Below are 19,565 nucleotides of genomic sequence, written 5' to 3' on the forward strand. Positions count from 1 at the left end.
ACTGTTTACAAAAACAAAGATGTTAGGCTTATTTTAATAAACCGCTGAATAAAACGTCTAGTGAACCGTTTTGGGTTGACTTTGTTGTTGTTCAGGTGACTTACCTAACTCGTTAAAACATAACATAGCGGTAACGCGCACATATTCCATTACTTCAAACAAAGCCTGTTCTGACTCTTCATTTTCACTCATTTCATCATCCATCCGCGCAATTTCCGCAAAATCTTCTAGGGCTTCTTTAACATCTTCAGAACAACCGGTTAAATCATCCTGATGTAAACCAAAACCAAGCATAAAACCTTGTACCCAATTCAATAAAGCCTGACCACGCTCGTTAATAGGGGATGAATCCTCAGGTAAACAAAGTACCAGTGCAAAATCATTTTCAACCAATTGCTGGCATGTACTATCGAAAAGACTTTTGAACGCTTCGTCTACTTCTTTGGAAAACATCTCACCTTGGTGAATAAAATCAGCGAGAGGCTCTAACCAATCTTGGCATTCTAGTGGCATACCACCACCTAACATGCCACAAAACATACCTTGTACTTCTGCGGCTGTGGTTAATATATTGTTCCGTTCGAGTAACGGAGTTAAAGTATCGAAAAGGTTAGTTGATGTATTCAAAGTGTTCTCTCAATCGTTGGACCAAATAATTCTACCACTCTCAGGAGGGCAAATACACGTTAGAGGATGCGATAGCGCTAGTATATCTGACTGCTAACTGATTAAATAAGGATGTTTGGTGTATCGCGAGTTATTTATTGGTGTAATAACAAACAGTTTTCTACGTCTCCTGGGGTGTTTGCCAGTTTAGTTATGTCCCTGGCCGATGCTTTTTACCTAGGGAGTTGATTCCACTACTATTGTGCAAGCTTGGCTCGTATCAAGAAGCCTAAGGTAGTGATGATACTTCCGCCCTGAACTTTCGGTTCACGGGCTTATACTAGACAGCGGCATTTTGGGAGACATCCAAACGTTTATAAACGGATTGAGACTAGAAGCTATATGAATCAAGAACAACAAATACACACTTACGGAAAAGATGTAATGGAAGCCTAACTTCTTTGGTTAAATGGAAATATGATGATTTTCATAAAGTGATGATCGCTGAATTTTCAGTAGATAAACAAGACCAAGTGTTTTTTACATTACAACAATTTTTACCTGTAATCTGGGATGTTAAAACCATCAAAAAAGCACCTGAAGAAGTCAAACATTACGCGGGGGCATTTTCAAAACTGGTTAAACAACAAAAGCTATTCAGTACCAATATTCAACGCCATCCAAAAATAATGGTTGTTTGGTGGCCTTGGGGTCATGGTGCCACAATATCTGTAAGATTATTTTTAACCAATGCCTCCCCCTTCATTACCAAAACTGGGTTTGTACATAAATTATCCATTTTTGCGTAGATAAATTTGCTGTCACAGTAAAAATCAATATAATTGCTTCTAGACCAAATGGTCAGTTTTTATGAAAGGTTATTATGCGCCTTTATTCGGCTAGAATAAATTCCAAATCAGAACTTTAAAACAAGAGGCAAGGCATCATGGCCGTTATTAATTTTGGTTCAATCAACATCGACCATGTATATCAGGTAGATCACTTCGTTCAGCCCGGTGAAACCATAGCATCCAGCCATTACCAGTGCTTACTAGGCGGAAAGGGAGCTAATCAATCCATCGCATTAGCCAGAGCAGGCTCTGAAGTACTCCATGTTGGTAAGATTAACGAAGTTGACGTTGCTTTCAAACAAACCATGATCCGTGATGGTATTGATTGTAAACATATAACATGCACTGAAACTGCCTCTGGTCACGCGATTATTCAAATTACTCCCTCAGCTGAAAACGCCATAGTATTGTTTGGCGGTGCCAATCATGAAATAACACATAAAGACATAATGGATGCATTAGACACTGTAAAACCTGAAGATTGGGTATTGACTCAAAATGAAACCAACAATATTGACCAAGTGCTGGCCCAAGCCAAAGCAAAAGGCTTACGCGTAGCTTTTAACCCCGCACCTATGACAGAGTCGGTCAAACATCTACCACATGAATGCATTGACTTATTAATAGTCAACGAAGTCGAAGCTGAAGAGCTCTCTGGTCGTAAAGATTTGGATAAAATAGAAGCGTATTTTCGTGAAGATTGGTCCCACGCCGAAGTATTGATTACCTTGGGTAAAGTTGGGGTGCGTATGCTTAAGAAAGACAAAACCATCGATGTGCCTGCTTTTGAAGTAGACGCAGTAGACACAACAGCAGCAGGCGATACATTTATTGGCTATTTTTTATCTGCTTACAGTAACCATACCGATTCAAAAACCGCCTTAATTCGTGCTTGCGCAGCCTCTGCACTGGCCGTTATGAAACTTGGCGCAGCACAATCCATACCTAATGAAGAAGACGTGAATCGTTTTCTTGCTAAGCAATAACCTTTCAGGGAGACAATAAATGCGCTACAAAATTATACTAGATACAGACCCAGGTATTGATGATGCAATGGCAATTTTCTTTGCCTTCCAACACCCCAAAATCGACGTGTTGGGGCTAACGACTGTATTTGGCAACGTACCAGTTGAAATGGCAGCCAAAAATGCAATTACTTTATGTGCCTTTGCTAACAAAGATATTCCTGTATGTAAGGGCGTTGGTATGCCTTGGGTAGGAAAAGAGTCGGGATATGCACATTTTGTTCATGGCGATGATGGATTTGGCAACATCAATTTCCCTGCAGCTGAGGGTAAACTAGACCCACGAAGTTCGGCGCAGTTTATTGTGGATATGGCACGTGAATATCCCGGTGAAATCACTGTTGTTGCTATTGGCCCATTAGGCAATTTAGCTTTAGCATTACGTCTTGAACCTGAACTGCCTAAATTACTTAAAGCGGTATCAGTAATGGGTGGAGCAGCGTTTGTACCTGGTAACGTCACACCTGTGGCAGAAGCCAATATTTGGAACGACGCGTACGCAGCTGAAATTGTGTTTGGGGCATCATGGCAGCTAAACATGTTTGGCCTAGATGTCACAAACTCTTGTCCGTTTAAACCTGAATTTTTAAGTCAGCTTAAACAAAATAATCCTACACTGGGCGGTTTTGTCCATGATGCAGCACAATTTTATATGAAATTTTATTCTCAAAATAGAGACGAGGAGGTGTGTTTTTTCCACGATGCTATGCCTCTTGCGCATTTGGTTGAACCTAGCTTGTTCGAGTTACAAACCGGTCACGCAAGGGTCTCTACCGATCCCTTAAACATTGGTCAAACCTCAGTTGCACTGCCTAACACCACTGCAAGTCCAGATTGGCTCAATGCGCAAACAATCAATGTCGCCACTAAGGTAGACAATAAACGTTTGACCCAACTGTATGTAGATACCTATAGCAATGTACAGGGTTTGGTGGAGTAATTAACTATGTTATGGTCTCATCAGTGTGAGACCAATTAGATATATTATGAAAATGGCCCCTCCAACAAAAGACGAAGCCGCTCGTTTAAAAGTGCTCTATGACTATGAAATTTTAGATACTGAAGCTGAAACAATATTTGACGACTTAGATCAGCTTGCGGATACTTAAAGCATGTCCTATTCAGATGCATTAGAAAGGCAACAATTCCGTCATACGTATCGAAAAAATCGAAAAATGTTATCGCCTCTGCACCAAGTAGAAGCGGCAACTAAAATACTCACAACCTGCCTTACATCAACCACACTCCCTCAAGTAAAAACCATTGCCTGTTATATTGCGAATGATGGAGAAATAGACCCTCAGGCAATTATTGACTATTGCTGGCAACAAGGTAAGTGCGTGTTATTACCTGTACTACATCCTTTTAGTAAAGGGCATTTGCTGTTTGTTAACTATCTCCCCAATTCGCCTACCCATAAAAACAGTTATGGGATTAAAGAGCCAATTGTGACCACCCAAAATATCTGCCCACTGACCAATATTGAATTGATACTCACCCCCTTGGTTGCCTTTGATGCTAAAGGCAATAGATTAGGTATGGGGGGGGGATATTATGATCGAACATTAGCCCCTTTACGTCGAGACTCACTACCCACTCAACTTATTGGCTTAGCGCATACCTGTCAACAAACTGATAGGTTGTTCACCGATAGCTGGGATATCCCATTAAATGGCATTGCGACCCCAGAGCAATTTTTTAGTGTCGACTGAACTGCCGCTTGAGTTACACTAATAAGAATCAAGGTATTTACAAATATTAGGGCCTGTAAACAAATGACTCAAGATGATAAAAAGAAAGCCGCAGCCCATGCCGCATTAAAATACATAAAAGATGACGCAATTGTGGGTGTTGGCACAGGCTCCACGGTTAATTATTTTATCGATGCACTGGCTGATGTAAAACATAAAATTCAAGGTGCCGTATCTAGTTCAAATGTCTCCACTGAGCGCTTAAAAGCGATGGGCATTGACGTATTTGACCTGAATTCAGTAGACAAATTCGATATATATGTAGACGGTGCAGACGAAATAACCCAGCACAAACATATGATAAAGGGCGGGGGTGCCGCCCTCACTAGAGAAAAAATTGTTGCTGCTGTGGCTGAGAAATTTATTTGTATTATTGATGATACTAAGCAAGTACCTATGCTAGGTCAGTTTCCACTGCCCGTTGAAGTGATCCCCATGGCCCGCTCTTATGTGGCCAGAGAAATAGTCAAACTTGGTGGCGATCCGGCCTATCGACAAGGTATCGTCACTGATAACGGCAATGTCATTTTGGATGTATATAATCTAAAAATTCTAAACCCAGTCGAACTTGAAAGACAACTCAATGCCATAGTAGGTGTGGTGACGAATGGATTGTTCGCTGATCGTGGTGCAGACATAGTATTGATTGGCACCAATAACGGGGTTGAAATAGTCACCTGAACAGAACAAACCACACTGAAATAGTTCTGACTCAACCAGACGATTTTTAAATTAGGTTTTGACCGAGCCCTGCAGTCGCCTAAGAGCGAATTCTGGACTTTAATCCTCAGATAAGCCTGTTCGAATAAAAGACGTTCATCATCATGGGCAATATTCAGAGCTGGTCTACGTAATAACGGTAAGCGCTTATTTTAGATTCTAAATTATTTGAAAACATATGATTAGTAAACGAAAATTAGCCAACTTTCACATCCTCAAAGACATAAAAGACATAAAAGACATAAAAGACAAGTAAATACGGAAAACATGATGCATTATATATTTTCAAGTTGTGAAAAATAGTGATTTTTTATTTTTACATGTACTAGAGGGCCGCGGTTTATGAAGATTGAAAGACAGCAGATAAAAGGCTACGCATATGGCGCGATACAGCCTTCGCTTATCTTGCGTTTCAGTGATGCTCCATCAGTAACAGACATACTTACTATACGACTTGCGGAATTGAGAGAAAGCCTGCCTTCCTTTAAAGACGACAACCGGTTTTCAGCTGACAGTTTACTGGTTGACCTTGACACAGCCCCAGCAATCTATGTCATAATAATTGATATATTGAACCACCACTGCGGGGACCAAAGGTTTACGCCCATTAAGTTGTTTGAGGAGGGAGGCGCATTATGCTTTGCCATCCCAACACTTTCTCCCGCCATGAGTATATTTAACGCCAACGCCTTACAGCCCCTATTATCAAACATGGGCCGAGGTATGATACATGAAGATATTATTGAATTTGCAGACAAACAGAAGAAACAAGCGCGCCGTTTTCTACCAGCAGGAACTAACGCAGGCAACTTTATTGCTGCTGCCGCCGAGCGAAAAATTCCATTCAATATATTCAACCAGAGATATATCATCTTCGGCTATGGAAGTGGCTCAAGTATCTTCAGCAGCTCGATCACCGATCAAGAAAGTGCCATTGGCGTCACACTGGCAAAAAGTAAAGTTGATACGAACCGTCTATTGAAAATGTCTGGCTTCCCTGTTGCTGAGCAGGCGCGTGTTAACACAGTTGAGGAAGCAGTGTCCTTTGCAGAAAAAATCGGTTACCCAGTCGTTCTCAAGCCTGAAGGTGAAGAGCAAGGTCGGGGAGTTTGCACTTTTTTGGAGACGGAGAATGAACTTGTCCAGACATTTAGAGATTTAGTGAAACGCTATAGCAACATAATTGTTGAGCGGCACTGCTTCGGCGATGCTTACCGAGTAACTGTATTAAACAATAAAATCGAGAGGGCCTTTAAGCATGAGGAGCTTCATGTGTTTTGCGATGGGGTGTCGTCTATCCGTCAGCTAATAGATATAGAAAATAATAGCAAAGAACGAAACCTTGTTTCAGCGGCGATGACACAAATCATTATTGATGAATTAGTGATAAAGATATTGGCTAAACAACAACATACACTATCGGACGTGCCCCCAATTGGACATAAAATTATCCTTTCACATTCAAGTAATGTAAGTCGGGGTGGGACAACGACCGATTTCAATATGTACCTGCATAAAGAGAACAAACTTCTTTGTGAGCAGGTCGCTAAAACAATGGGTCTCTATTGTGCTGGGGTTGATTTAATCTCCGTCGACGCATCCGTTCCTTGGTATTCAAATGGTGCTGTTATCTGCGAAGTGAATGCACAACCTCAGCTCGGAAGTTTTGGAAGAATTCCATTGCATGATCAGATGATTAAAGATGCTACTAACGCAAGGATTCCCGTTTCATTGACAGTGGTTAATCAAGCTATAGGTGCGATTGCAAGTATTTTTAATAAATGCGATGATCTATTAACAATTTCGATGTCAGTCGCTGATATTTTTAGGTCTGGTTCCCCAGTTCAATATTTTGACAGACTTGAGATATTTGATGATATCCCCGAGGATACCCGACGTAAGCTAGAGTATATGCTTGTCAGCGTTAGCCCGCTCTACACCAATAAGACAGCTGGTGTTGCACCATCTTGATTGTATTCGGTATTCCGTAATTATCCTGTCTTACTCCGCAACAATTTAAACGGATGTATCATTGTGAACGTTAACATTAACAATGTGTGTTGAGTGGACGCCTTTCACTGGCGTCCCGTATTCAATGCTTAAACACTATTTATAAAAATACTATAAACCTCTGATAATAAACGCTGTCCGTGTATTTAAAATCCTCGTGTCGTTGATTCTAATCCGCCTCCTGGCGCCACTTACATAAAAATAATTTAATCTATTAATTTAAATATGCTCAATTTATGTCCCCCAAATATAACTGAGAGCAAGGTCAACTTAAAACTTATACGTCAGCTAGTTTAAGCTTTTACACAAATTGCGCAGATATTCATTTTAAGAGTCGATTAGCCGATATTTTTGGTAATGCTAGAGCCCATTTATTAAGTATTTTCCCTCTAAATTAATTCTACAGTGAAGGTCTGCAAATGGCACAGTGTCGACTATCAGATCAGGTCAAATGCGTTTGCTTTCAAATGTCAGATAGAATCTAAGCGGCTGCAACGAAACACATTTTAAACTGCGTGATTTAACTTACGTTCACGCCCCCAAATACGCAGACAACATTCATTCTATGAAGCCTTTCCAATTCGCTAAATAAAGTGTTTCTGAATTCAATCACCTCTTAATATCCAGACATACACGTAAAGTTAACACGCCACATTATCGAGGAATATCATCATGTCGAACGAATTTTCGGGTAAAACAGCCCTTATATCTGGTGGAGCGGGAGGAATTGGTTTTGCCCTTGCAGAAGAATTTGGGCAATTAGGCATGAAAATAGTCATTGCTGACATCGATAAACAACAACTAGCAGAGGCAGAGCAAAAATTACAAGACGCGAATATCCAAGTATTAGCATGCCCACTTGACGTCACAAGTTACCAACAGTGGCAGGACACGGTCACTGCTGCAGAAAATAAATTTGGTGACATTCATATGTTAATAAACAACGCAGGTGTAGGGGGTATTCCCGGTTCAGTAGATACAACCAAAATTGAAACTTGGAGATGGGTATTGGATGTCAATGTGATGGGGGTCGTAAATGGTACTCAGGCCACAGCCCCTTCGATGAAACGCCATGGCCAGGGGGGCTGGATAATTAACGTTGCTTCCATGGCTGGAATGAACGGTGTGGCATACTCAGGCGCATATGCTGCCTCAAAAGCCGCAGTAGTATCAATGTCAGAAAGTTGGGCAGCTGAATTGAAAAAGCATAACATTGCGGTATCAGCCTTATGCCCTGCTTTTGTGAAAACACGTATTCATGAATCACTGCGTAACCTGCAACCTGAATATCAAGCGGTAAAGGATCAAGGTGGCCCTAAAATAGCATCAGAAAAACGAGTCAACTCAGCTGAAGCGTTAGTAGAGTCTGGCATACCCCCATCGCTTCTAGCAAAACGTGTTGTGGAAGCACTAAGATCAGGGCAGCGTTATATCTTTACACATCCAAATTTCAGATCACCCATTGCGTACCGATCAGCAAAAATAGATACCGCTTTTGCCGATGCTGAAAATAGTCCATTAGTGGGCCACTTAAAAGATGACGAAATAGTCATGTTATAAAACTAAGAGAAAGGCTATGCGCTAAAATCAAGCTATACCATTGCGAGTGAACATTCATTATTACGTAATGGTATTAAATTTGTAACGCCCTATTGTGAGCGAAAAGTAAACGACTCTGAAGCGTATTTATTGATTACTTAACTAAGATCTGTTGCTTTAGTGTCCGAGTCGAGCAACGCCGATTTGTATCTCACTGTCTTGAAAAACGATAGTTTTCCCCGCTGTAAGTACCATTTTTTTGGCTATGTCTATTGCATCCCCAGTAGCAAGTCGCACTCTCAGCCTAAGGGTAAAACTATTGGCTTCAGCACGATTTACCGCTAAAAATCCAGTCACCTTGGTTTTACCATTTGGGTTAGTAGGTAGCTTGGCATGTACGAAGGTCGTCATGGGCGTAGTCGTTTTTTTAAGTCGCTCATCAGACAGCAATTTTGTATGTAGCACAGCGTAAACCGGTAATGGCTTTTGTGCACAAATAGTGACAACAACAATGGCTTTGCGATCATCAAATAAAATTGAGCTATCGAGTTGATTGGCAAGTTGCTGTTCAATAAGTGACTGACAAGTTAATCCAAAGACTGATTGTGACAACAGTATTAGCATGGTGCTTAACACATATTTGAACATGGTATTTTCACTTTTATAAATTGGTAATTTTGATTAAGCAGTCAAAGGGTTACTAAAGTAATTACCTTTCGGTATGTTGACACACGACCCATCCGAAAAATATTATCTGAGCAAAACACAGTGAGCTTTTATCTTAACTCGGTTCCTGTTTAGTCATCACCTTCGGTTCTATTTCAGAATATCTGAACTAACACTCTCTGCCAATTCATTCACATCGGCAATATTTGTATAAGCTTGACGATTAACCAACATAGTTGTAGCCATTTTAAGGGCTTGGGTTTCTAATTTTGCTCTGAGACATTGATCCTCAAATTGCATAAAATCAGCCACTTTAGCCACACCTAAAATTCTGCGTATCATCTTACATGCTGCAAAACCCAAGGTATCGCTTAACACTTGTTCTATGAATACATGTCTAAACGTTTGATGACTACACCCTGTCAGATCCTTCCCCATAAACGCAACGTTTGCAGACTGCTCATGTTCTGACCACAAAGATAAAAACTTAGCTTCAAATTTAGACCAAAGGTCGTCAATCGTTTGCAACAACCATTGACTGTAATGGACAGATCCGGCTAATGGCTGGTGTGCATGCGAAAAATAGTTTAAGTATAAATTAGCAATGAGTGCGCCAATGTCGAATCCCATAGGGCCTGCAAAAGAAAACTCAGGATCAATTACAAAGGTTTGTCGTGGGTTTACCATGACTGAACTGGTGTGTAAGTCTCCATGTAATAAGGCTTCAGGCTTATTCATGAACACATACTTCATTTGTGCAACATGTGCTCTAACATTAGGTTCTTTTTGAACTGAATCGATAACTGACTGCGTTAGCGCAGGGTTGTAATCATTCATTTCATGATGCTCAAAAGGATACGTAAAGACAAAATCCTCAGTAATTTTGCACATATCCTGATTGCCACTTTTATTGACCATCACTTTTTTTTCTGCAGATGGCAAAGCAAAATCAGAGGAATAAAATAAGGTTTCTGCCAGAAAAGTAGATAAATCTTCTGCCAATCTGGGCAAATATCGACATTGTATAAGCTCGGTTCGCAAAATAGCGTGTTGATTTAGGTTTTGCATGATAAGCACTGACAAAGATTCAGATTGGTAGTAAACATCTGGCACCATCTCAGGGCAAACGCTAGATTGATAACTTAATGCATTAATCTCAGCAGTCATCCGTTGACGGGTCAATGGCCAGTCCTCACCTAATACTTTAATGTAAGGAGGGGCCTGCTTAACAAAAACTGATTGATTAGAGTCTAATGTGTTGGTAACTATGAAAGCGTAATTCATATTGCCATCGTTAATCTCCTGAACTTCTAAGTTATCAAAAGACGAAAACCTAAGGGGGGATCCTGGTAGCGATTGTAAGTAGCCAATAATATTGGTTTGATTTAGTAGATAGAATTCCATTGCACTCTTATACATTTAATTATATTCGACATTAGATCAATACATAACGTGGCATATTGACCTTACATATTCGACTTAATCAGGCAGATGCAATTGCAAATATCGCAGCATATTTCCACCCATCACTTGCTTTATTTGAAATTCGCTAAGCCCAACATCTAAAAAGGCTTGCGTTAAATAAACCAACTCTGATGTATCAAAAGGCACACTAACCGCGCCGTCATAATCAGAACCGAGGGCAATATGTTCAATTCCGACTAATTCAATACCATATTTAACCGCTTTAGCAATCTCGCTCGCATTAGGCGAGCATATAGCACCGTCCCAATAGCCCACTGCAATTAGACCGCCTTTAGCGGCAATCTGTTGCATTAAATCATCCGAGATATTCCGCGGTGATGGGCAATGTCCGTAAAAACCCGTATGGCTGACCAATAAGGGTTGGCGGCTAGTAGCCAATACGTCTTGGACCACTTGTTCAGAAGAATGGGACACATCCAGTATTATGTCCAAAGATTGCATTTGTTGCAGCGCTTCTTGTCCAAATGCTGTTAATCCTTCGCCACTTTCGCCGTGCAGTGAGCCACCTAATTTATTATCAAAAAAGTGCTGTAAACTCATCATTCGAAACCCACTGTCGAATAAGCGTTGAATATTGTTCAAATCACCGTCTAATGCATGGGAGCCTTCAGTGCCTAACAACAAACCTAATAGTTTTGGGTTGATTTCTCGCTGCAATAAAAATTGTGAGAGATCAGTTTTTGAAGTAATAAGTGAAACTTGCTGAGGAAACTCATCAACCAACTCCAGTGCTTTACTTGCTTGAAACAATGCCCTCTCAGCCAAGCTATTCCAAGTATTTGTAGGCCAAAGACTCACTAATCCCAGTTTCGTAATATTGTCACTGGCATCACTACTATTGCCTTCGTAGTTAAGACCGTCTGGAGACTTAGTCACTGTAGTCAACATTTGTAAAGCGACATTGCCTTGTTGCAATCTAGGAATATCCACATGACCATAATCATGTTTATCCATCAAATCTCTTTTCCACAATAAAGTATCACTGTGCCAATCACCAATAAACAACTGTTCATGTAAGGTTCTCGCTTGCTCTGATATCGCAGGCACAATCGAATCATGTAAAAGATTCGTTTGTTTATCTAATTGGGCAGGAAAAAACACAAAAAAACCAATAGCAGCGCAAGTGGTTACAACAGCGATGATTTTAAAAATGGTTGTTTTAGCAGGCATAGTTGTTAAATAAATGGTTGAGTAAGGTGAAACTGTAATATCGTGTTTTGCTATATAAATGTCAAATCTAAACGTTAATGCTTATCCTTTCACCCTTGCCACTAAAAAATCTACCGCAGCTTTGACTTTAGGCACCAAATATCGTTGTTTTTGGTACAACAGATAAACTGCCATATCGCGACTTTGCGTAATTTGTACTGATGGCTCTAACACCAGTTCTTCTAATTGCCCGCTTGCTAAATAATGTGCCGCCGCCCAACGTGGTGCCATTAATATGCCCTTCCCTTTTGCAGCCAGGTCACCTAACCATTTTCCATTATTGGAAACCGCCACTTGTGGTGCAGAGACATCTTGCCATTGACCATTGATATAACTTAGCCAAGGTGTTGGACCATTGGGCGTACGAAAATATAAACCTTTATGTTGTTTTAATTCAATTGCATATTGAGGCTTACCCATGTCAGCCAAATAACTCGGCGCTGCTACGGGAATAAATTGGTTACCCATCAGCTTGATAGCCAACACACGTTCGTTGGGTGCATAACCGCCGCGAATGGCTACATCAACATCATCACGAGTTAATGCAGATAACTCATCGCTTAGACTGACATCTAGAACGATCTCTGGATAAAGCTGACTAAATTCGTCAAGTAGTGGTAGTAAAATCCGCTCGCCAAAGCCCACCATCGAACTAATATGTAAATGCCCCATGGGTTGCGCTTGGTAGCTGCGTACCGACTCATTACTTTGCTCAAGTTGATTAAGAATATCTAACACCTGACTATAATAACGCTGCCCCACTTCGGTTAATTTCACGTCTCGAGTAGAACGCTTTAATAAAGTAGCGCCTAAGCTATTTTCTAAGTCGGCCACTCGTCTTGATAACGATGAAGGCGGCACGCCAAAAACAACCGAAGCTTTAGTAAAACTGCCCGTTTCTGCTACTTTACTGAAATATCTTAACGCTTTAAATTGATCCATTACACTCTCAAATATTATATTCAAGCCGACATTATTGTCTTTTCAACAATAAAGATAGTGTTTTTTGGCTATATATCTTGCTATTTTATTTAGCAATACTAGCTGCACTTAGATCATATTCTTAATAGTAATCACACATTGGAGTTCTAAATATGAGTACATTTACCGCGATTAATCTTGTTGCCCGCCCTGCCCCAGGCCCTATCGGTGCAGATCTTTTCGAAATTGTACAAAAACCAATGCCTAACGTAGGTCCTAGTCAAATTTTAGTTAAACAAACTCATATGTCTTTAGACCCCGCTATGGTCGGTTGGATGAGTCCTGATACAGAAAGTTATATCCCACCTGTTAGTTTGGGCGACGTCATGCGCTCCTCAGGTATAGGTGAGGTAATCGAAAGTAATCACCCTGACTTTGCTGTAGGTGAGCGTGTAATGGGTATGATGGGATGGACTGAGTACCTATTAAGCACTGGAGAAGGTCTTAGAAAAGTGCAAGCTGGGCTAGATGCTGAAATGGTTTTATCGGTATTTGCTTTACCTGGATTAACAGCCACCCAAGGTTTATTTGGTTTTGGTCATCCTAAAGCAGACGAAACCATAGTAGTCAGTGGTGCTGCAGGCTCAGTAGGCTCAATAGTAGGTCAACTAGCCAAAGCAGAAGGGCTAAACGTGATTGGCGTCGCGGGCTCTGACGAAAAGTGTGACTGGATAGTCAATGACTTAGGGTTTGATGGCGCGATTAATTACAAAACAGATGATATTGACACAAAGTTAACCCAGTTAGCGCCTAAAGGAGTCGATATCTATTTTGAGAATACCGGAGGTCCAATTCAACATCACGTCATCGACCATATGAATGCCCATGGCAGAGTAGTGGTGTGCGGCATGATTGCAGATTATACCGTTGAAACCCCAAGTGCAGGTCCAAATTGGGTTCCTATCATCAAAAAACGTATCACTATTCAAGGTTTTGCCATGCCCGATCACTTTGGTCAGCTACCTGAACTAATTGGTAAACTCACTCCCTATGTGATGCAAGGTAAAATCAAACACCGTGCCCATATATTAAATGGATTAGAGTCAGCTGTTGATGGTCTAAACTTATTACTAACTGGTGGTAACAAAGGTAAGTTAATCGTCAAATTGTAATATTGATTATTCACTTATTCACTTATTCACTTATTCACTTATTCACTTATTCACTTATTCACTTATTCAAAGAGGAGACATCGCAGTGGTGTCTTCGAATTTTGGTTAGTTAATACTATTCATTTTCAGTCAATAAACTCACTAATTTATCAATAATCACTTTATTAGCATCTGGAAAAGTAAATTGACTTAGCTCATTAATATCGACCCACTGACTTTGTTGCCCTTCTTGGTGATGTTCTTTGCCTTCAAACCCCTCTACCAAACGCACATCTAAACGTACCTTTTTATCTCCATAGTCGTGCTCAATCAAAATAAAATGGCTCTGTTTAGTGACCTTTATGCCAATTTCTTCTGACAACTCCCTGGCAAGCGCTTGTTCAATAGTTTCATTAGCTTCACGCTTACCACCAGGAAACTCCCACTTACCGCCTTGGTGTAAACCGTCGGCGCGTTTACTAATATAGATTTTATCTCCGCGTTTGATTACGCCCACTGCAACGTCGACTATCTTCATTTCGGTTCACCCTTATCTGGTAAAAACAATCTGTACAACCAAAAAAGTCGGACATAAGCCCGACTTTCATTGAAGTTTGTTAACGTTTACTTCAGCTCAATTTACCATGACACTGTTTGTACTTCTTACCCGAACCGCATGGACAAGCATCATTTCGACCTACCTTAGGACCTTGGCGTAAAGCTGCGTTAGTTTTTTCTGGCTCGTTCGCTGATTTGTGCTCAAAATGCTTTGTCGTGTCATCCGCCTGACGCCTTTTTTCTTCTACCGCTTCTACGTCTTCTTGAGCTTTGACTTGTACTTTGCTCAAGATAGTAACAACCTCGACTTTCAGCGCTTCTAGCATCTCAGTAAACAATTCAAAAGATTCACGTTTATATTCTTGTTTAGGATTTTTTTGTGCATAACCACGTAAATGAATACCTTGGCGCAAATGATCCATAGCGGCTAGATGCTCTTTCCAATGGCTATCAAGATTTTGCAGCATTACCGCTTTTTCGAATTGCCTAATGACTTCTGGTCCGACAATTTCTTCTTTTCTTTCGTACGCCGCAGATACTTCTTCTAACACTCGCTCACGCAGTTTCTCTTCATATAGCTTATCGTCTTCGTCAAGCCAATTTTGTACCGGCATGTCGGTCAAAAACTCAGCTTTAAAACGTTCTTCTAATCCAGCAATATCCCACATTTCCTCTAATGATTGAGGCGGAATATATTGGTCAAGTATGCCGTTAACAACATCCTCACGAATCACTTTAATTGTATCGCTGATTTCGCCTTCATCTAGTAATTCGTTGCGCTGTTCGTAAATAACTTTGCGTTGATCATTAGCAACATCGTCATACTCTAATAATTGTTTACGGCTGTCGAAGTTACGTCCTTCAACTTTACGCTGAGCGTTTTCAATAGCCCGCGTCACCCAAGGATGTTCTATGGCTTCGCCCCGCTCCATACCCAGACGTTTCATCATATTGCCCATTTTTTCAGAGGCAAAGATACGCATCAGCGCATCGTCTAAAGATAAGTAAAATCGTGAAGAACCTGCATCACCTTGACGACCTGAACGACCACGTAACTGGTTATCTATTCGTCGTGATTCATGGCGTTCTGTGCCTATGATATGCAAGCCCCCTGACGCTAACACTGCATTGTGGGCAATTTTCCAATCTTCTTTAATCTTTTCAACTTTGCTAGGTTTAGGATCATGAATTTTATCAATCTCAGCTTGCCAATTTCCGCCTAAAACGATATCAGTTCCTCGGCCCGCCATGTTAGTGGCAATAGTAATAGACCCTGGCTTACCCGCTTGGGCAATAATATCGGCTTCTTGTTCGTGGAATTTAGCATTCAATACTTTATGTGCGATTTTTGCTTTTTTAAGAATGCCCGAAATTAACTCTGAATTTTCTATGGATACTGTACCCACCAAAGCTGGTTGACCACGTTTAACACAGTCTTTAATATCTTCAACGATTGCTTCGTACTTTTCCTCAGCCGTTAAAAAAATCAAGTCTGCTTTGTCATCGCGCACCATAGGTTGGTTAGTAGGAATAACAACCGTATCTAAACCATAAATACTCTGGAATTCAAATGCTTCAGTATCTGCAGTGCCTGTCATACCAGAGAGCTTATCGTACAAACGAAAGTAATTCTGAAATGTGATAGAAGCTAAAGTCTGGTTTTCATTTTGAATATTAACGCCTTCTTTGGCTTCTATTGCTTGGTGCAAACCTTCAGACCATCGACGTCCTTCCATGGTGCGCCCAGTGTGCTCATCAACGATCACAATGTCGTTATCTTTAACAATGTAATCTACATCTCTTGAAAACAGTTTGTGTGCCCGTAATGCCGCATTAACATGATGTAGTAATGAAATATTAGCAGCAGCAAAAAGCGACTCTTCTTCGGATAATATAGCTTCACGCTGTAATATTTGCTCTACAAATATCTGACCATTTTCTGTTAAATGGATTTGTTTCCCTTTCTCATCAATAGTGTAATGACCGTCGCCGGTCTCACCTTCTTCGTCTTCTTTTTCTTGCCTGGTAAGCTCAGGAATAATGACATTAATTTTGCGATACAACTCTGAACTGTCTTCAGCCTGTCCAGAAATAATAAGGGGAGTACGCGCTTCATCGATAAGAATCGAATCCACTTCATCAATTACAGCAAAATGTAGGGACTTCTGAACCCGATCACCTGGACTAAACGCCATGTTGTCTCGCAAATAATCAAAACCAAATTCATTATTTGTACCGTAGGTGATGTCAGCTGCATAAGCATCTCTTTTTTGTTCGTGGTTAATGCCTGGAATATTACATCCTACCGTTAAACCCAAAAATTCAAATAATGCTCTACTCCAGTCCGCATCTCGGCTGGCTAAGTAGTCATTAACGGTAATAACATGTACACCTTTACCTGATATAGCATTTAGGTATGAAGGCAAGGTTGAAGTTAACGTTTTACCTTCGCCCGTTCGCATTTCAGCAATTTCGCCTTGATGTAACACTTGACCGCCGAGCATTTGCACATCGAAGTGACGCATTCCATACACTCGTTTACTTGCCTCACGCACTACTGCAAAAGCTTCAACCATAATATCTTCAGTGGTCTGATCTTTGCCTAAACGCTGCCTGAATTCGCTAGTTTTGTCTTTAAGCTGTTCATCAGTCAAGGCTTCGTATTCAGTTTCTAGCTGATTAATGAGATCAACAGACTTGCTCAGCTTTTTTACTGTCCGGTCGTTACGACTTCCGAAGATTTTGGTGAAAATACTAGAAAACATCGATTTGCAGCTTCCAATCTAAATGATTAATAATTTTAATTGCGCACAAATTACGAACAACTTGTGCACAATCCCTGTACTAAAATAAAACAATCGGCTCCAAAGAGCCGATTGACGTTAATATCTTTATAGCTTCTGAAAATATTTAGGAGTTTTTGCGGTACACATAAGGTAAAGGATCCTGGTGTTTACCATTGCGTATAACCTCGTAATGCACATGGGCGCCAGTAGAACGGCCCGTATTGCCCATTTCTGCAATAGTTTGCCCTTTGGTAACCACATCGCCAATTTTAACATTAACTTCCTTATTGTGCCCGTACCTTGTAATTAAACCATCGCCATGGTCTATTTCAACTAAATTGCCATATCCATAACGAGACCCAGACCACGTAATTATGCCTGCACCAGTAGCAAGGACTCGCTCACCTTCTTTTCCAGCAAAATCGAGCCCTTTATGCATGGCTGGCAAGCCACTGAAGGGGTCTTTTCGTATGCCATAATAAGAGGATAACCAGCCGGAAGAAATAGGCTTACCTTCTAATCTGGATTCTCTTTCTATATGGTGGCTTAACATGATAGATTCAAGTGCCATAAGTTCTTGTGCTTTATTTTGGATTTTTTCAAGCATTACGGACATCTTTGACAAAATTGCATCTTGAACCTGAATATCAACAGGTACTATATCCATTCGACCGCTCATGCTAGGTGTTTGTTCAAAACTAAACTCGTCAGGATTAAGCTTCGCTTGCTTTACCAACCTTGATCCCAATGCATCTAAGCGTTGAATTTGACTCTGCATATCAGCTAGCTTTAGCATCACACCCGTCATTCTTTGCTCAGTAGAATTGATGAGTGAGCTTACTTCTTCAGCTTGTTGTTTGAAGCCTGTTTTTGCGTGCTGGATCCTAGCAATATTTTCTTCTGGAGAGAGGGTAGAGCGACTAGAAATAAGGAAAAAAACACTGATAGCGAATAGTGCTAACAACAATTGTTTCTTACCTATATTCAACATTAATCGTGCTTTATTACTTCTAAAGAGTAACGTTAATTTCATTACTATTGACTACCTTTTCAACATGGACTCAATATATTAAGCTTAATTCACCAGAATATGAACTTTCAGAATTTTGAAATATACCAATCACAACAAGCTGCTGGATATTCATACGATTGGAACACCATCAAAGGTTGGCATTTCATCGATATCTAGTTAAATTTGAGTGTACATACTCAAATATCAATATAATTAAATCGACAATAACATACAGTTGGGTCAATTATTATTGATAACTATTGAAAAAAACTATTTAAATAACGAGTCTGAACAACGACCAAAGTTTTAGTTTGTTAATAATACTGATGCGAAACGTATAGGCATCTCTTCAGGTGTGTCATAACCAACAAATTCCCAACTTTCTTTACTTTTTAGTAATGCGTTAAGCAATTTATTATTCAAACCATGACCTGTTTTATAAGCAACTAACTCACCAATAATGCTGTGACCACCTAGATACAAATCACCAATAGCATCGAGTATTTTGTGTTTTAAAAACTCATCAGGGTAGCGCAAACCTTCAGGATTAAGAATGCGATATTCATCTAACGCCACGGCATTCTCCATGCTTCCACCCAATGCTAAATTGTGTGTGTTCATGAATTCAAGATCTTTCATAAAACCAAATGTACGCGCACGACTTACTTCTTCGACATAAGACGAGGAATTAAAGTCTAGTACCATATGTTGACGAGTTTGACTAATCACTGGGTGTTCAAAATCAATCCTAAAATCAACCCTGAAGCCATCATAAGGGCGAAGCTCTGCCCATTTATCACCGTCTTCGACCTTTATTACTTTATTGATTTTTATAAACTGTTTTGGTGCATTGATCTCTTCAATGCCTGCTGATTGCAATAAAAAAATAAACGGGCTCGCACTACCATCCATGATAGGCAATTCGTCACTGTCAACTTCTACAATAATGTTGTCTATACCTAACCCTGCTAAAGCAGAAGCTAGATGTTCAACTGTAGAAATCGTCGCACCGTCAGCGTTACTAATGCATGTACATAGCATAGTGTCACCTACAGCATCAGCACGAGCAGGTATGTCAGCATAAGGCTCAAGATCAACGCGGCGAAATACGATACCCGTATTCGCTGGCGCTGGCCGGAGAGTCATAGTGACCTTGTCACCTTTATGCAGACCGATACCTGTCTCTTGCACAGATTGTTTTATAGTGCGTTGTTTAATCATAATCTTTTTGCTTAATAGAATAAAAAGCGGCACGCATTATACTAAATATACTTA

The 19,565-nt window shown here is 40.4% G+C and carries 18 protein-coding genes and 1 other RNA gene; 10 read left to right on the forward strand and 9 right to left on the reverse strand.

What is annotated here, in order from left to right:
• Positions 1–57: 57 nt before the first annotated feature.
• Positions 58–627, reverse strand: a complete 570-nt coding sequence (locus Q0Y52_RS01285; protein ID WP_271861898.1) for a UPF0149 family protein — start codon at positions 625–627, stop codon at positions 58–60.
• Positions 628–790: 163 nt separating this feature from the next.
• Between Q0Y52_RS01285 and ssrS the strand changes: the two genes are divergently transcribed.
• The 9 genes from ssrS (at position 791) to Q0Y52_RS01330 (ending at position 8,523) form a co-directional block, all read left to right on the forward strand.
• Positions 791–972: non-coding RNA, 6S RNA (gene ssrS, locus Q0Y52_RS01290), on the forward strand.
• 95 nt (positions 973–1,067) lie between these two features.
• Positions 1,068–1,415, forward strand: coding sequence for a hypothetical protein (locus Q0Y52_RS01295; RefSeq protein WP_297816970.1), 348 nt, complete (start codon positions 1,068–1,070; stop codon positions 1,413–1,415).
• Between the two features lie 137 nt (positions 1,416–1,552).
• Entirely contained in the window at positions 1,553–2,443 is an 891-nt protein-coding gene (locus Q0Y52_RS01300; RefSeq protein ID WP_297816972.1) for a ribokinase, read from the forward strand.
• Positions 2,444–2,462: 19 nt separating this feature from the next.
• A complete protein-coding gene (locus Q0Y52_RS01305; RefSeq protein WP_297816975.1) occupies positions 2,463–3,422 on the forward strand; it encodes a nucleoside hydrolase in 960 nt (319 codons plus the stop codon).
• A 46-nt stretch (positions 3,423–3,468) separates the two neighbouring features.
• A complete protein-coding gene (locus tag Q0Y52_RS01310) occupies positions 3,469–3,591 on the forward strand; it encodes a hypothetical protein (protein ID WP_297816978.1) in 123 nt (40 codons plus the stop codon).
• Between the two features lie 3 nt (positions 3,592–3,594).
• Positions 3,595–4,194, forward strand: coding sequence for a 5-formyltetrahydrofolate cyclo-ligase (locus tag Q0Y52_RS01315; protein WP_297816981.1), 600 nt, complete (start codon positions 3,595–3,597; stop codon positions 4,192–4,194).
• A 63-nt stretch (positions 4,195–4,257) separates the two neighbouring features.
• On the forward strand, positions 4,258–4,914 hold the full coding sequence (gene rpiA, locus Q0Y52_RS01320) for a ribose-5-phosphate isomerase RpiA (protein WP_297816983.1): 657 nt from the start codon (positions 4,258–4,260) through the stop codon (positions 4,912–4,914).
• 381 nt (positions 4,915–5,295) lie between these two features.
• Positions 5,296–6,924 (forward strand): acetate--CoA ligase family protein, encoded by a 1,629-nt coding sequence (locus Q0Y52_RS01325; protein WP_297816986.1) that lies wholly within the window; start codon positions 5,296–5,298, stop codon positions 6,922–6,924.
• 711 nt (positions 6,925–7,635) lie between these two features.
• On the forward strand, positions 7,636–8,523 hold the full coding sequence (locus Q0Y52_RS01330; protein WP_297816989.1) for an SDR family NAD(P)-dependent oxidoreductase: 888 nt from the start codon (positions 7,636–7,638) through the stop codon (positions 8,521–8,523).
• 156 nt (positions 8,524–8,679) lie between these two features.
• Here the strand turns inward: Q0Y52_RS01330 and Q0Y52_RS01335 are convergent, their stop codons facing one another.
• From Q0Y52_RS01335 to Q0Y52_RS01350, 4 genes are all read right to left on the reverse strand, one after another.
• Positions 8,680–9,150: a hypothetical protein gene (locus tag Q0Y52_RS01335; protein WP_297816992.1), complete on the reverse strand. Its 471-nt coding sequence runs from the start codon at positions 9,148–9,150 to the stop codon at positions 8,680–8,682.
• Positions 9,151–9,318: 168 nt separating this feature from the next.
• The gene (gene mtnK, locus Q0Y52_RS01340; RefSeq protein WP_297816996.1) at positions 9,319–10,572 is read right to left on the reverse strand and encodes an S-methyl-5-thioribose kinase; all 1,254 of its coding nucleotides are present in this window, start codon (positions 10,570–10,572) and stop codon (positions 9,319–9,321) included.
• Between the two features lie 75 nt (positions 10,573–10,647).
• On the reverse strand, positions 10,648–11,823 hold the full coding sequence (locus tag Q0Y52_RS01345) for a dipeptidase (protein WP_297816999.1): 1,176 nt from the start codon (positions 11,821–11,823) through the stop codon (positions 10,648–10,650).
• Between the two features lie 81 nt (positions 11,824–11,904).
• A complete protein-coding gene (locus Q0Y52_RS01350) occupies positions 11,905–12,804 on the reverse strand; it encodes a LysR family transcriptional regulator (RefSeq protein WP_297817001.1) in 900 nt (299 codons plus the stop codon).
• A 152-nt stretch (positions 12,805–12,956) separates the two neighbouring features.
• Here Q0Y52_RS01350 and Q0Y52_RS01355 point away from each other — a divergent pair, with 152 nt between their 5' ends.
• Positions 12,957–13,955, forward strand: a complete 999-nt coding sequence (locus Q0Y52_RS01355) for an NADP-dependent oxidoreductase (RefSeq protein ID WP_297817004.1) — start codon at positions 12,957–12,959, stop codon at positions 13,953–13,955.
• A 115-nt stretch (positions 13,956–14,070) separates the two neighbouring features.
• On the opposite strand, the gene mutT is transcribed toward Q0Y52_RS01355, so the two are convergent.
• The 4 genes from mutT to lpxC all read right to left on the reverse strand — a co-directional run bounded on the left by mutT (position 14,071) and on the right by lpxC (position 19,511).
• Complete coding sequence (mutT, locus tag Q0Y52_RS01360) at positions 14,071–14,472, reverse strand: 8-oxo-dGTP diphosphatase MutT (protein WP_297817007.1); 402 nt, start codon at positions 14,470–14,472, stop codon at positions 14,071–14,073.
• Positions 14,473–14,563: 91 nt separating this feature from the next.
• Complete coding sequence (secA, locus tag Q0Y52_RS01365; protein ID WP_297817009.1) at positions 14,564–17,257, reverse strand: preprotein translocase subunit SecA; 2,694 nt, start codon at positions 17,255–17,257, stop codon at positions 14,564–14,566.
• 145 nt (positions 17,258–17,402) lie between these two features.
• Positions 17,403–18,311 (reverse strand): M23 family metallopeptidase, encoded by a 909-nt coding sequence (locus tag Q0Y52_RS01370; protein ID WP_297817010.1) that lies wholly within the window; start codon positions 18,309–18,311, stop codon positions 17,403–17,405.
• A 285-nt stretch (positions 18,312–18,596) separates the two neighbouring features.
• On the reverse strand, positions 18,597–19,511 hold the full coding sequence (gene lpxC, locus Q0Y52_RS01375; RefSeq protein ID WP_297817013.1) for a UDP-3-O-acyl-N-acetylglucosamine deacetylase: 915 nt from the start codon (positions 19,509–19,511) through the stop codon (positions 18,597–18,599).
• Positions 19,512–19,565 lie beyond the last annotated feature (54 nt).

Source organism: uncultured Paraglaciecola sp. (assembly GCF_943787955.1).
Lineage (GTDB): Bacteria > Pseudomonadota > Gammaproteobacteria > Enterobacterales > Alteromonadaceae > Paraglaciecola.